The sequence below is a fragment of the Cytobacillus stercorigallinarum genome, from assembly GCF_014836495.1.
GTDB classification, from domain to species: Bacteria; Bacillota; Bacilli; order Bacillales; family Cytobacillaceae; genus Cytobacillus; species Cytobacillus stercorigallinarum.
On the sequence record NZ_JACSQT010000027.1, the window covers coordinates 1 to 13,811 of the forward strand.

At 38.6% G+C, this 13,811-nt stretch carries 13 protein-coding genes and 1 tRNA gene; 11 read left to right on the forward strand and 3 right to left on the reverse strand.

From position 1 onward, the window contains the following. The first annotated feature begins 123 nt into the window (after nucleotides 1–123). The 9 genes from H9655_RS22075 to H9655_RS22115 all read left to right on the forward strand — a co-directional run bounded on the left by H9655_RS22075 (nucleotide 124) and on the right by H9655_RS22115 (nucleotide 9,575). A tRNA-Phe gene (locus H9655_RS22075) sits at nucleotides 124–196 on the forward strand. 270 nt (nucleotides 197–466) lie between these two features. Beyond that, entirely contained in the window at nucleotides 467–1,924 is a 1,458-nt protein-coding gene (locus H9655_RS22080; RefSeq protein WP_191817384.1) for a peptidoglycan DD-metalloendopeptidase family protein, read from the forward strand. 357 nt (nucleotides 1,925–2,281) lie between these two features. Continuing rightward, complete coding sequence (yycF, locus tag H9655_RS22085; protein ID WP_095371356.1) at nucleotides 2,282–2,992, forward strand: response regulator YycF; 711 nt, start codon at nucleotides 2,282–2,284, stop codon at nucleotides 2,990–2,992. Nucleotides 2,993–2,999: 7 nt separating this feature from the next. Beyond that, nucleotides 3,000–4,826 (forward strand): cell wall metabolism sensor histidine kinase WalK, encoded by a 1,827-nt coding sequence (gene walK / locus H9655_RS22090; RefSeq protein ID WP_191817385.1) that lies wholly within the window; start codon nucleotides 3,000–3,002, stop codon nucleotides 4,824–4,826. Continuing rightward, the gene (locus H9655_RS22095; protein WP_191817386.1) at nucleotides 4,823–6,154 is read left to right on the forward strand and encodes a YycH family regulatory protein; all 1,332 of its coding nucleotides are present in this window, start codon (nucleotides 4,823–4,825) and stop codon (nucleotides 6,152–6,154) included. Before walK ends, H9655_RS22095 begins: the two co-directional genes overlap by 4 nt. Before the next feature lie 18 nt (nucleotides 6,155–6,172). Further along, on the forward strand, nucleotides 6,173–6,979 hold the full coding sequence (locus H9655_RS22100; RefSeq protein ID WP_191817387.1) for a two-component system regulatory protein YycI: 807 nt from the start codon (nucleotides 6,173–6,175) through the stop codon (nucleotides 6,977–6,979). Between the two features lie 9 nt (nucleotides 6,980–6,988). Further along, nucleotides 6,989–7,783, forward strand: a complete 795-nt coding sequence (locus H9655_RS22105) for an MBL fold metallo-hydrolase (protein WP_191817388.1) — start codon at nucleotides 6,989–6,991, stop codon at nucleotides 7,781–7,783. 309 nt (nucleotides 7,784–8,092) lie between these two features. Continuing rightward, on the forward strand, nucleotides 8,093–9,310 hold the full coding sequence (locus H9655_RS22110) for a S1C family serine protease (RefSeq protein ID WP_191817389.1): 1,218 nt from the start codon (nucleotides 8,093–8,095) through the stop codon (nucleotides 9,308–9,310). Between the two features lie 103 nt (nucleotides 9,311–9,413). Then, complete coding sequence (locus H9655_RS22115; RefSeq protein ID WP_191817390.1) at nucleotides 9,414–9,575, forward strand: CxxH/CxxC protein; 162 nt, start codon at nucleotides 9,414–9,416, stop codon at nucleotides 9,573–9,575. A 141-nt stretch (nucleotides 9,576–9,716) separates the two neighbouring features. On the opposite strand, the gene H9655_RS22120 is transcribed toward H9655_RS22115, so the two are convergent. The 3 genes from H9655_RS22120 to H9655_RS22130 are packed head-to-tail and all read right to left on the reverse strand — an operon-like array spanning nucleotide 9,717 to nucleotide 12,191. Then, nucleotides 9,717–11,378, reverse strand: a complete 1,662-nt coding sequence (locus H9655_RS22120; RefSeq protein WP_225230819.1) for a carboxypeptidase-like regulatory domain-containing protein — start codon at nucleotides 11,376–11,378, stop codon at nucleotides 9,717–9,719. After that, nucleotides 11,347–11,649 (reverse strand): hypothetical protein, encoded by a 303-nt coding sequence (locus H9655_RS22125; RefSeq protein ID WP_191817392.1) that lies wholly within the window; start codon nucleotides 11,647–11,649, stop codon nucleotides 11,347–11,349. The genes H9655_RS22120 and H9655_RS22125 overlap by 32 nt, the downstream gene beginning before the upstream one ends. Beyond that, complete coding sequence (locus H9655_RS22130; protein WP_191817393.1) at nucleotides 11,646–12,191, reverse strand: RNA polymerase sigma factor; 546 nt, start codon at nucleotides 12,189–12,191, stop codon at nucleotides 11,646–11,648. Before H9655_RS22130 ends, H9655_RS22125 begins: the two co-directional genes overlap by 4 nt. A 173-nt stretch (nucleotides 12,192–12,364) precedes the next feature. On the opposite strand from H9655_RS22130, the gene rlmH reads away from it, so the two are divergent. Together rlmH and H9655_RS22140 are read left to right on the forward strand one after the other, a co-directional pair. Beyond that, entirely contained in the window at nucleotides 12,365–12,844 is a 480-nt protein-coding gene (rlmH, locus tag H9655_RS22135) for a 23S rRNA (pseudouridine(1915)-N(3))-methyltransferase RlmH (RefSeq protein WP_191817394.1), read from the forward strand. A 114-nt stretch (nucleotides 12,845–12,958) separates the two neighbouring features. After that, nucleotides 12,959–13,741, forward strand: coding sequence for a hypothetical protein (locus H9655_RS22140; protein WP_191817395.1), 783 nt, complete (start codon nucleotides 12,959–12,961; stop codon nucleotides 13,739–13,741). Nucleotides 13,742–13,811 lie beyond the last annotated feature (70 nt).

The following is a 13,811-nucleotide window of genomic DNA, read 5'->3' on the forward strand; positions in this document are numbered from 1 at the left end:
GTCCGGTAGTTCAGTTGGTTAGAATGCCTGCCTGTCACGCAGGAGGTCGCGGGTTCGAGTCCCGTCCGGACCGCCATGATTTACTTGTATAGTGATCATGAAAATTGGATAAGCTGTTTTTATGGCTCAGTAGCTCAGTCGGTAGAGCAAAGGACTGAAAATCCTTGTGTCGGCGGTTCGATTCCGTCCTGAGCCATCAAAAAGGGAGTATGAATTTAATTCGTGCTCTCTTTTTTTATGTTTTTCTCCTCCTTTCTATTACAATCATATGACAAAATACCCCCAATTCTATGTAGTTTTTTCCTATATTACGTCAAACTATGTCATCTCATATACAGTTTAATTACATTACAGAGACATCAAAGTCGTAAAAAAAGCGATATGGTACATTAGGTAGGTGCAATAGTAATTAGTCTGATAGCACTAATAAAAAAAGAAGGTGTAAAGTAGTATAGGGGGAAGAACCATGAAGCAATGGAAGCAAAGACTGACTACATATACAGAACGTACATCTAAGCGTTTTACACATAAATGGAAGAAAGCGGCCGCAATCATTATGATTGGTGGTTGTTTAGCATGGAGCGGATCCACATCAGTACTGGCAGAAGCAGAAGAGTCGGATCTGTATTATGTATATATCGGTGATCAATATGTGGGGACAGTCGATAATCCCCAAATGATTGAAAATATCGTAGAGGATGAACTTGAAAATCAAGGGAAGTCCTATGAAGGCATACAAAAGGCGTTAGACCATGAGCTTTCACCTGAAGAGGAAGGGAAAGCCTTTAATGAGGCAACCGAGAAGGAATCAGAAAACGTACTCAAAGGGATCTCTATTAAAGCAGATGCTCTCGCACTAGAAATTGATGGTGAAATCGTTGCTTATGTTAAGAATGAGGAAGAAGCGGATGAAGTGCTTCAGCAACTACAGTTACAGTATATTTCGGAAAAGGACTATAAAGAGTTAAAAGAGCGTTCAGAAGAGGAAGAGCCACTACCAGAATTAGCAATTGGTGACACCCGCTTGTTGAATGCGAGATTTTCCGAGGAAATAGAATGGAAGAAAGAAAAAGTAGACCCGAACAAGGTGCAGTCTGTTGATGAGGTCATTAATTTCTTAAATAAAGGAACAGTAGAACAAGAGAAATATAGAGTAGAAGAAGGTGACTCTATTAGTAAGATTGCTGACGAATTTCATTTATCTACAGAAGAACTTGAAGACTTGAATGAGATGAGTCAAGAAGATGTACTAAAGGTTGGTCAAGAACTTGTTGTGGAAACAATCGAACCGTATGTTGATGTGATTACGAATCGATCAGAATTTAAAGAAGAAGAGATTCCCTTTCAAACAAAAGTAATAGAAGATGATGACATGTTGAAAGGGGAAGAGAAAGTAAAGCAAGAAGGTAAAAAAGGAAAACGTAACGTGTTATACCATGTGAAAGAATCAAATGGTGAAGAAGTCGATAAGAGTGAACTAAAGGAGAAAATTATTGAGGAGCCTGTAGAGGAAATCATTATTAAAGGAACAAAAAATCCTGATGTTGGTGATGGTGACTTTGCTTGGCCAGCAGTTGGTGGCTATGTATCAAGTGAGCTTGGTCATCGTTGGGGTAAGCTCCATAAAGGGATTGATATTGCCAGACCAAGCAATCGCACGATTAAAGCAGCCGATAATGGCAAGGTCATTTCAGCGGGCTTTAGTAGCAGTTATGGTTATAAAGTAGAAATTGATCATCAAAATGGCTACCGTACCTTATATGCTCATTTAGATTCTCTCTCTGTAAGTGCAGGAGAGACAGTAACGAAAGGCTCTAAATTAGGTGTGATGGGCTCCACTGGTAACTCAACAGGCGTTCACCTTCATTTTGAACTATACAAAGATGGTCAGTTGAAAAACCCATTAGACTATATCAGTCAATGATCAAAAAAGTGCTGGGACAGGAGTGTTTTAGCTAACATTAAGCACGAATAACTCTGCTTGGATAAACAGAAGTTATCGTGCTTTTTTGTGTGTATGATAAGTCGCCATTCAAGAGCGCTCATCCCTTTTTCAAAAAAAGAAAAAGCCCCTTCTATCTTGCTTTTCCAATACTTGTACATATAAGATACATTACAAATGATGCGGACTTGTATGTAACGTGATAAAGTAGAGTAGGATACATGCTGAAAAAATTTTACAAAATGCTTTTACAAGCCCAATAAGCTTAGATATGATAATCTTGAAAAAGATACATGATTGTGACGACAGTAGATAATAATTGGATAAAGGAGAACAACTATGGATAAGAAAATTCTTGTAGTAGATGATGAAAAACCAATTGCAGATATATTACAGTTTAACTTAAATAAAGAAGGCTTCGATGTAACTTGTGTATATGACGGTGTCTCCGCATTGGAAAAAGTAGAAGAAGTAAAGCCTGATATGATTCTATTAGATATCATGCTTCCTCAGAAAGACGGCATTGAGGTTTGCCGAGAAGTAAGAAAGAAATATGATATGCCGATCATTATGCTCACAGCAAAAGACTCTGAAATTGATAAAGTATTAGGGCTAGAGCTTGGAGCAGATGACTATGTAACAAAACCATTCAGCACAAGGGAATTAATTGCCAGAGTAAAAGCCAATCTTCGTCGTCATCAACAAATTGCTTCAAAAGTGGATGAAGAAGATGAAAGTAATGAAATTGAAGTAGGCTCACTAACGATTCACCCTGACGCGTACATCGTTTCTAAACGCGGTGAAACGATCGAACTAACACACAGAGAATTCGAGTTACTTCATTATTTAGCTAAACATATTGGCCAAGTAATGACGCGTGAACATTTACTTCAAACTGTCTGGGGCTATGATTATTACGGAGATGTCAGAACAGTTGACGTAACCGTTAGACGTTTGCGTGAAAAAATCGAAGACAATCCAAGTCATCCGACATGGATCGTTACAAGAAGAGGTGTCGGATACTACTTGCGAAATCCAGAACAGGAGTAAGTAGATCATGAACAAGGTAGGCTTTTTTCGATCAATTCATCTGAAATTCGTCATTATATATGTGTTGCTTATCCTCATTGCCATGCAAATTGTCAGTGCTTATTTCGTCAGACAATTAGAGGATACGTTAAACGATAACTTTAAAACAACGATTGAAAACCAGATGAAGCTGCTATCTTATTATTTAGAAGAACAATTTGTGAAAGAACGAGTGCCAGAAGACGGTGATGCCACATTGGAGGTGGACCTGCGCAGGTTATTGCAGGACTACAACACTGACGATATTAGTGAAGTCGCCGTTATCGAAAGCACGACTATGAGAGTGCTAGGGACATCGAATGTTTCTGATCAATCAAAAGTTGGTCAGAAGATGTCTAATGCGCTTATTCGTACGTCAATTAAAAATGGTCAGCCAAATGAACAGGATAGTGTCATCAATGGCAAGCGAGTATGGATCTACATTAAACCAATTATTATTGATAATGACGTAAAAGGTGTGATTTATGTCACGTCTAAAATTGAGAATGTCTATACTCAGATGAGGGAGATTATCAAAATCTTCTCAACAGGTACAGCAATTGCCCTTATTTTAACCGCTGTGCTCAGTGTATTACTTGCGCAAACCATTACGAGACCGATCACCGATATGAGAAAACAAGCGTTAGCCATGGCGAAAGGAAACTATTCTAGAAAAGTAAAAATCTATGGCCAAGATGAAATTGGACAATTAGCTATGACTTTTAATAGTTTGACTAGAAAGTTGCAGGAAGCACAAGCTACCACTGAAGGGGAAAGAAGAAAACTATCATCTGTCCTCACCTTTATGACAGATGGCGTAATTGCCACTGACCGCAAAGGGCGCGTGATTCTCATTAACGAACCTGCTGCAGAAATGTTACATGTTTCACGTGAAACAGTCTTATCTAATTCGATTGTTTCATTACTAGGATTGGAAGAAGACTACACGTTTGAAGAGCTGCTTGAAGAAAGAGAATCGGTCATCTTAGATTATAGTGATGAAAAGAATAATCTTATTTTAAGGGCTAATTTCTCAGTTATTCAAAAAGAAACAGGCTTTATTAATGGACTTATAACTGTTTTACATGATATTACCGAACAAGAAAAAATTGAAGAAGAACGTCGCGAATTTGTTGCCAATGTTTCACATGAGTTAAGAACACCACTCACGACCATGCGCAGTTATTTAGAGGCTTTAACAGATGGTGCATGGCAAGATAAGGACATTGCTCCGAATTTCCTTGACGTCACTCAAAATGAGACAGAGCGTATGATTCGCTTAGTCAATGATTTATTGCAGCTATCGAAAATGGATAGTAGCGATTATCAATTAAATAAAGAGTGGGTTGATTTTACACAATTCTATAACCGAATTATTGATCGCTTTGAGTTCACGAAACAACAAAATGTTACATTCGAACGTAGGGTACCAACAACGGCTGATTTTGTTGAGATTGATACAGATAAATTAACACAGGTACTCGATAATATCATCTCCAATGCGATGAAATACTCACCTGAAGGAGGAAAGATTACCTTCAGTATTGAAGAACAAGAAGGGTATTTAATCATAAGCGTAGCAGATGAAGGCATGGGTATACCGAAAGAAAATGTATCAAAAATCTTTAATCGTTTTTATCGTGTAGATAAAGCAAGAACAAGAAAATTAGGTGGAACGGGATTAGGACTAGCGATTGCCAAGGAAATGGTAGAAGCGCACGGTGGTGAAATTTGGGCGGAAAGTATTGAAGGAAAAGGAACAAAGATCTCCTTTAGCTTGCCGTATATCCGTTCCGAAGAGGATGATTGGGAATGACCTATGAGAAGATAAAGAATATCCTATTAATTATCTTAGTAGGTTGTAGTATCGTATTGACGTTTAATTTATGGACGTATCGACCTAATTTAACGCCTGTTGAGAACCCAGGACAAGCGATTGAACCGATAGGAGATGACAAAGAGTATAGCGAAGTCATTAGACCTAGTCAGCTTATTCATTTCTACGATGATAAGAAAATCGGAACAACCTTATCTGTGGAAATCGACCAAATCACTAATGATATGAGCAAATGGGAACTATTAAATCTAGCGAATGTCTCAAACGATATCGGTTCATTACATGAATGGATAGAAAAAACAGGACATTCGATATTGGTCTACCCAGATGAAGTTTCACTTAATGCTTTTCGCGAAGTCATACCTAATATTGATAAGAACGCTACCGATTTTTCATTTGACACAATCGTGATTGACATGAATTCTATAGAGGATGATATCGGTTTAGCCTATTTTATAGCAAGAGATCAAGGTACGGTCTTCCGTGGTGAAGTGCAAGGGGCATCGATGGCCGATTTCCGGACGAAGTATTATGATACAGCCAGTGATGATGAGGATTTCTATTCGTTTCTTGGTTATCAGGGCCAGAATGAGCGCATGATTTATGTCCCAGATGAGCATATTCCTGTATCGACACAACGCATCTATTTAATGGATAAAATCAAACCACGTACATTGATGGAATCATTATTTAGTGACCCATCTGTTGTACAAGAGAGTACGACACAACCATCCATGATTGAATATACCGATAGTACGAGTATTATGCGTGTCTATGAGGATCGCAATATGATTTCTTATAAAAATATCTCATCTGTTGTCGGTGATGAGTTTGTTGGCATGAATCTACTGCGACGAAGCATTGATTTTATGAATGCACATAAAGGCTGGACAGGCAATTACCGCTACTTTGAAGAAGTACCAGAGAGTAATAAGGTTGTCTTCCGATTATTTCATAACCAACAAGGGATTCCGATTTTTAGTGATTATCATCGGGCGAAGATAGAAGTAGAGCTTGGTGATATAGATATTAATGAATATACCCGTAGCAATTTTGCGCTCGGAACGATTGTAAGTGGTGGAGAGGAAAGCCGATTATTATCGGGAAAAGAAGTCATCAAAGAAATTGAGCAGCTGCCTAATTTTGACCGTAACTTGCTGCAAGATGTAACGGTGGCTTACGAGCTGAAGGTAGAAAAGAATATGGCTACAACTAATTCGGAAATCATCAATTTGCAGCCCGCTTGGTATTATCGTTATAATAATGAGTGGAAGAAGTTTACCAAGGATGAGTTTATACCAAATTGAGGCAGGAGGGGAAAGTAGATGGATTGGAGCAAAATAAAAACCATTTTTATACTGACCTTCCTTGTGCTCAATGTCTATTTATTGTACGAGTACTTTAATGTCGTCCAAGCAAAAGAGCAAGAAACGGAATTTCCGTTATCAAGCACGTTAGAGGAAAAATTAAAGGATGATAACATTTCGTACGACGCAGATATTTTTACGACAGAAGAAGTCAGTGGTCAGTTGTTACGGGCAACACCGAAAGAGTTTGAAAAAGACGAATTGAAGAGCCTGAATGGAGAAGACATTAAGGTGGATGGCGGTGTCGAGTATATATTTGATGTCAATAAGCCATTGATGAAAGTAAGTGAAGACTTTGATCCAAAGGAATTAGAGTCCTTTATTCAGAGTCAAGTCTTATACGGCAATGAGTATCGTTTTTGGGAGAAGAAAGGCAATACCATTACGTATTATCAAACATACCAAGAGAAAATCATCTACCAAAATAAAAATGCTGAATTAACCTTCTTCTTAAATGAAAATAATGAAATTGTCTCTTATACACAAACATACTTAGAAGCAATCGAACCAATTGAGGATGATCAAAAGTTGATCAAACCGCCATCTGAAGCGTTATCTTCTCTATACAACAGTGGCAAAATCCCGCCTGGAAGTAAAGTATCAGAACCAGAGCTTGGGCTTCATACGTATGTCGATATGAGTAATCTTCAAGTATTAACGCCAGCTTGGCGCTTCGTCATTGATGGTGAATACAGTCTATATGTACACGGATTCGAGCTAAATGTACTCGAACTAAATAAAAATGAGAACAAAACAATGGAGTGAGAGAAATTTATGTCTTTTCAATTTAGCGTTCTCGCGAGCGGCAGTACGGGGAATGCCATTTTTGTAGAGACCAACACCCACTCCTTTTTAGTGGATGCTGGCCTCAGTGGCAAGCAAATGGAAGCATTATTTAAAGAAATTGATCGTGATATGAGTCGCTTAGACGGCATACTTGTGACACATGAGCATAGTGACCATATTAAAGGGGTCGGCATTGTCGCGAGGAAATATGGGCTCCCAATCTATGCCAATGAAAAAACATGGCAGGCGATGTCTCCGTTAATTGGACAAGTCCCAACAGAGCAGAAATTCACCTTCGATATGGAAACCGTAAAAACATTCGGCGACCTCGATATTCAATCATTCGGCGTCTCACATGATGCGGCCGAACCGATGTTTTACGTTTTTCATCAAGGCGAGAAGAAACTCGTGCTTATCACAGATACGGGTTATGTAAGTGATCGCATGAAGGGCCTTATTTCAAACGCCGATGCCTATGTATTTGAAAGTAATCATGACGTGCAAATGTTAAGAATGGGTCGTTACCCTTGGAATATTAAACGTCGTATCTTAAGCGATGTCGGTCATGTCTCCAATGAAGATGCGGCGATTGCGATGAGCGAAGTCGCCGGTGATCGCACGAAAGGCTTTTATCTGGCCCATCTAAGTCAAGATAATAATATGAAGGACTTGGCACGTATGGCTGTTGCACAAACACTTGAAACAAAAGGTATACGCGTCGGAGAGCAATTCCAGCTCTTTGATACAGATCCGAAAAAACCGACAGCTTTAACTGCTGTTTAAGGCAAGAAATAATGGGTAGAAGGAAGGGGAGGCTAACTATGAGTCTTTCCTTCTTTTTTACGAAATCACAAAGAAAATATGAACAAATTCGTAAGATTCGTTTATCTTATGCATTTTTGTATTTGTATTTTTCCATCTAAGCGTATAATAATAATACCGGAGGAGACCTAGGCACGTTTCATGAGGTAATCTTTCTATTCCTAGTATGTTTCTAATTCAGAAGAGTTATGATAACACTAGGTAAAAAAGAGGACAAAGATTTTAGAAGGTATATATCTAACGAAATTGAATGAAAGGGTTGGTTAGGTAATGGGCTATTATGATGATCATTATAATCGAGAGGGACAAACAAAAAAGGGGAGTAAAACAGGTTACATATTCTCAAGTCTTGTCGGTGTCATTATCGGTGCATTGCTCGTTTTATTCGTTGTTCCCCAAATGAACGGGGGCTCTAATGGTGGAGAAACATTAGGCTTATCGAATACGGATGAAAACAGCCAGATAGAAACGAAAAAAGTATCGGTAGATGTAGAAACAGAAATAACCGATGCAGTAGAAAAAGCAAGGGGTGCAGTTGTCAGTATCTCCAATATCCAATCGGCAGGCATGTGGTCGAGTGGGCAAAATGGTGAAAGCACACAAGGAGTAGAAGCAGGTTCTGGCTCTGGTGTTATTTATAAAAAAGAAGGAAAACGAGCCTTTATCGTGACGAATCACCATGTGGTCGAGGGGGCAGAGAGACTTGAAGTAAACCTCTTCAATGGTGAAAAAATCCCTGCTGAGCTCGTAGGTTCCGATGTATGGACAGACTTAGCTGTCCTTGAAATTGATGGCTCCATTGTAGAAGATGTTGCAGAATTCGGTGATTCAGACGCTTTATCAATCGGCGAACCCGCAATTGCTATTGGGAATCCTTTAGGTCAATTTGAAGGCTCAGTAACAAAAGGCATCATCTCAGGCTTAAATCGGACGGTACCAGTCGATATCGATCAAAATGGTACAGTCGATTGGAATGCCGAAGTATTACAAACAGATGCCGCCATTAACCCAGGAAATAGCGGTGGGGCGCTTGTCAATATTAGCGGACAAGTCATCGGCATTAACTCGATGAAAATTGCCGAGTCCTCTGTTGAAGGAATCGGGTTGGCCATTCCTATTAACTTTGCTCAAACTGTCATCAGCGACTTAGAAAAGCATGGTGAGGTAAGAAGACCATATATGGGCGTACAAATCGCTTCCGTAAGTGACATCCCTGCCTATTATCAAGAAGAAGCATTAAAACTTCCGAAAGATGTAGAACATGGTGTAGTAGTGAGTGGAGTCGAGCCAAATGGTCCAGCTGCAGAAGCAGGCATGAAGGAAATGGATGTCATCGTTGAGCTAGATGGTGAAGAAATTACCGATGTCTTAGATTTACGACACCATTTATATGTACAGGATGTAGGCGATGAAATGAAAGTGAAGTATTATCGCGAAGGTAAATTACAAGAAACAACCATGGCATTAAAAACTGAGAATACATTCTAAATTTATCCACAGGAAAGTGTAGGCATCACTTTCCTGTTTTTTTTAGTTTTGATAAGATGAGATGTGGATAAAGTATAAATAGATAAATGAGGAGGCACCGAAGATGATTTATAGCTGCGAAGAACATATTGATATCGCCATCGATACCATAGTAGACGAACACGAAACCTTCCCTGTATTAACAAAATGCGCACCTGATGAAAACTTATCAACAACCTGTGAATTCTGCTCCAACCCAGCCATATATATGGTGGCGAACAAATAATCCCATACAACATGTGGATAGAAAATGTGGATATGTGGATAACTTCTGTGGATATTCTGTTTATGGTGTGAGGATGAGCTGTGTATATCTTTTGGGGGATAGAAATGCACCTTCTAGTTATGAGAAGGTGCTTTCATCATTTTACTCATCTAATTCCTCTAGTCGTTTGATCATTCGTTGACTATGTTTATCCTCGGGATTTGTCTTGTACGCTTTCAATGCCTCAGTAAATTTCTTATCTAATAAAAGTTGATCAGCTTCAGTTAGTGTTCTTGTTTTTAAGTAAAAGAAGGGAAGATGACCGATCGTGTCATTGCCTAACCGGTAGCCGTTGCTTCTCGTCAGTAATTCATCATTTTCATCGAAAGCATCAACAGACCAGGAAAAGCGGTTGTTTGGGTTGGCGAAAGCTAGTAATGTGAGGGGATCAACGGAATCTGGTTCATCTCCTGACATAGAGAGTCCCACGGTATGGTCATATATTTCTTCAACCGGCACTTCTATTTCGTTCGTTGCAATATGAGAGGGAAAGGAGCTACTAATCGAACCAGATCCATCATCTATATCGACAGCGAGATGGAGTTGATAATAGGCAGCCCCCTTTACTGGTTCCCAAGAAAACTTCACCGTGTCCGTCGTGATTTTTTCCTGATTAACAGGCGAATCAATCTCAATTAACGGACGAAGCGTGATATCCTTCGTTACTTCTGGCTGATCGCCAACTGTTAGCCAATCATCCATCGTAGAAGGATACGTCCACCCATCAATCTGTTCGAAAGAAAACCCAAGAATGACTTGATAACGTCCTGATTCAACAAAGTTCCATTCATAAAAGCCATCTCTATCTGTCGTTGTAAAATAACGTTCGTCTCCATGAGCGCCATGAATACCTGATTCATGGCGCAAAATGACGCCAACATTGGCCGCAGGTTTGCCGTCACTATACATAATTCTACCTTTTACGGTACTAGTAGTCGGGTTATTGATGCTATTTTCTATTCGATCCTTAAGTGATACCAATGATTCGTATACGTCAGCAGTATATCCTGACTCTATTGTGTCATCATTCTCTTCAGCTTGTTTATATTCATTTAAAATGACATTCACTTGTTCACGAGCTTCTTGCAACTTCCCTTGTTTCATCGCGATTTCTACTTGTCTTTGCCCGATTTTAGCGTGCCAATAATAATCATCTTTCTCCAGTTTTTCATCAAATGTCTCTAACAGTTGGTTTGCTTCTGTATATTCTTTGTGGTTAATCGCAAAGTCGATCCGTTCTAGTTGGAGATCATTATAATAGAGACTAGAGGAGCTAATGGTACGTTCTGATGCTTGATCCAAAGTCTGTTTAGCAAGATCGGGTTGATTCATTTCTTTATAATAGGACGTAAGCTGTTTGACGGCTAAAATGAAGTAATCATCAAGAGGTCCTTCTTTTACATATTGTTTCAGATAAGGTAATTTCTCTTTCCATGTAAATTGGATGGTCGGTTGATCTAATTGCACCTGTGAGTAAGAGGGTCCAGCAAAGATATTAAATTGCTCGACTGGTTGTATGAGCATATATTCTTGTATGATGTTCCATTTTTGCGACTCAAAAACTGTATCATCTTCAAGTGTTTCTAGTAAGGCGACTTTACCTTCAGCATTCCCTTGGTCAGCTTGTTTTTTTGCATCATAAATATTCCATTGTGGGATAATCAATAAAATCATCGTAGCAATCAGCAGAAGAAAGGCAACAACCAGATAGACGAGCTGCTTCACTTGTAGTTTAATTTTCATATTTCTTAACCAGCTTTTCATAATCTTCTTTCCAATACACGTTGCCACCGATTTTAATCGTCTCTTTGCTATCTCTCGTCGTATAACTGATCTCGTTATCAGCAAAAGTTAAACTAGCCAGCAATACAATCAACATCCCAACAGCAGCAACTGGAAGGAGGGGAATCTCAATTTCCTTATGCCAAAGGGAGTTCAATCTTTGTTTCCATGTCGGTTTGCTGATTTGGTCGATTACATTTCTTTGCTTGGTGAAACGAAGGTGTTCTAACTCCTTATCGAGTTGTTTTTTCATATGTCGATACTCCCTTCAGGAAGAATTTCTTTTAAAAGCAAGCGTGCCCGCTTTAACTTGGACTTGACGGTGTTCTCATTGGTATTCGTAAATAAGGCAATGTCTTTAATCTTCATTTCGTTAAAGTAAAATAACGTAATGACTTCACGATATTTATAGTCTAATTGTTGAATGCTAGTGCTGATGCTCTCATGCCACTCAGAAAATAGCAGGGCATTTTCAGGATTCAATGCCTGATTGTCGGCTTTCGTTCGTTCAATCAAATCAAGTGGGGCCAGCAGGACTTTCCAATTCCATTTCCTCATCTGGGAGCGGCAGCGATTAAGAAGAATGGTCGTTAACCAACTTTTCAACTTCTCCTCATCCTCAAGCTGATCTAACTTCTTGAAAGCCATCACAAACGTATCCTGAACCGTATCTTCTGCTAATTGGTAATCCTTCAAAAGCAAAAAAGCAGTCCTTAGTAGATAATCCCCATACGCATCCATCACTTCAAAATACGCCTCTTCTTCTTTCTGTTTCAAACGCTCTACAAGATGCAAAAATACCGCCCCTCCTCTCCTGGTAAAATCGAGTATAATACATAGATGCCAACAAGTTTGGAAAAGTTGCAAAAAGAAGGAAAAATTTTTCAGACAACAACGAGGACCATCAATAAGTCAGCAGACTTTATGGTAAACTAGGGAAAGAAAAAAGCACGGAAGGAAGGCCCAATATGAACATCACAATCGTATCCGTTGGCAAACTAAAAGAAAAATACTTAAAACAAGGCATCGACGAATATAAAAAACGCTTAAGCGCCTACGCTAAACTAACCTTAATCGAAGTACCAGACGAAAAAGCACCAGAATCCATGAGCGCAGCCGAAATGGAAGAAGTCAAACGCAAAGAAGGCGACCGCATACTCGCCCACATCGCCCCAGACACCTTCGTCATCACCCTAGAAATCCAAGGCAACATGCTCACCTCCGAACAACTCGCAAAGAAACTAGACGACCTCGCCACCTACGGTAAAAGTAAAATTGCTTTTATTATCGGCGGATCACTCGGAACTAGTAAGGAAGTGGAGAGTCGGAGTGATCTGGCATTGAGTTTTTCAAAAATGACGTTTCCGCATCAGGTGATGAGATTGTTATTGTTGGAGCAGATTTATCGGGGGTTTCGGATTAATCGGGGGGAACCTTACCATAAGTAAATGAGGTTTGAATTTTTTTAAAATCTTTTAGGAAATTTCATAAGAAGCTATTTATTGTTAATTAAATTAGAATTACAATAAAAATAATTATTACAGCAGAAAGGAAATGTTTTAGTGGCATATTCAGATTGGAAAGAAATTAAAGTAAATGTTTCAGATGTATTACTTGATTATGAAAACCCTAGGGTTTTCATAGAAGACTCTACTCAAGAAAATCTACTTAGATTCCTAGTAGATGAAGATGAATCTATTGAATTAGCCAATCAGATATATTTAAATAGGGGTTTACCATTAGCTGAAAAACCAGTTGTAACTATAGAGAATGATAAGTATATTGTACTAGAGGGTAATAGGAGAATTTCTGCATGTAAATTATTGCTCAATCCATATTTACTTACGAATAAAGAAACAATAAGAATACCTAAGATAGACTCTGAAATGGAAAATTATCTCAATAATTTTCCAGTTGTATTAGCTCCAGATAGAGATTCTGCGGAAGCATTTATTACGATGAGACATTCAGGAGATAGAAGTGTAAAAAGATGGTCTACTATAGCTTCAACTAAAAGGTTTGTTAACAGATTTAGAAAAGGTGAATCAATTAATCATATAGCTAGAGTGCTTAATGAAAAAACTGGGGATGTAAGAAAAGGTATTAGGTTTTTCTTTTTTCTTGAGTTTATTAGAAATGAGATAGAATGGAGTGATGAGGAAAAACATAAATTGGAAATTTACAAGATGGAAACAACAAAACTAGACAGGTTTTTGCCTTTTTCAAAAAAGGCTAAAGATATTTTGAAAATTGATTTTGGTCCTGATCAATCCATTAAAACGGATTTACCTAAAGATATATTTAAAGCAGCTTTGAAAAATATAATTACTAGAATTTATCACTAGTGTTGCATAAATATTGTCGCAATTTTCAGTCTGATTATCCTCCCTGTTTAGAGCCAAAAAGGTAAATACC

Bases quoted from the DNA above. Each gene is read 5' to 3' on its own strand.
- H9655_RS22115 (WP_191817390.1), top strand. From the start codon at position 9,414: ATGATTTATAGCTGCGAAGAACATATTGATATCGCCATCGATACCATA.
- yycF (WP_095371356.1), top strand. From the start codon at position 2,282: ATGGATAAGAAAATTCTTGTAGTAGATGATGAAAAACCAATTGCAGAT.
- walK (WP_191817385.1), top strand. From the start codon at position 3,000: ATGAACAAGGTAGGCTTTTTTCGATCAATTCATCTGAAATTCGTCATT.
- H9655_RS22095 (WP_191817386.1), top strand. From the start codon at position 4,823: ATGACCTATGAGAAGATAAAGAATATCCTATTAATTATCTTAGTAGGT.
- H9655_RS22105 (WP_191817388.1), top strand. From the start codon at position 6,989: ATGTCTTTTCAATTTAGCGTTCTCGCGAGCGGCAGTACGGGGAATGCC.
- H9655_RS22110 (WP_191817389.1), top strand. From the start codon at position 8,093: ATGGGCTATTATGATGATCATTATAATCGAGAGGGACAAACAAAAAAG.
- H9655_RS22120 (WP_225230819.1), bottom strand. From the start codon at position 11,378: ATGAAAAGCTGGTTAAGAAATATGAAAATTAAACTACAAGTGAAGCAG.
- H9655_RS22100 (WP_191817387.1), top strand. From the start codon at position 6,173: ATGGATTGGAGCAAAATAAAAACCATTTTTATACTGACCTTCCTTGTG.
- H9655_RS22125 (WP_191817392.1), bottom strand. From the start codon at position 11,649: ATGAAAAAACAACTCGATAAGGAGTTAGAACACCTTCGTTTCACCAAG.
- H9655_RS22080 (WP_191817384.1), top strand. From the start codon at position 467: ATGAAGCAATGGAAGCAAAGACTGACTACATATACAGAACGTACATCT.
- rlmH (WP_191817394.1), top strand. From the start codon at position 12,365: ATGAACATCACAATCGTATCCGTTGGCAAACTAAAAGAAAAATACTTA.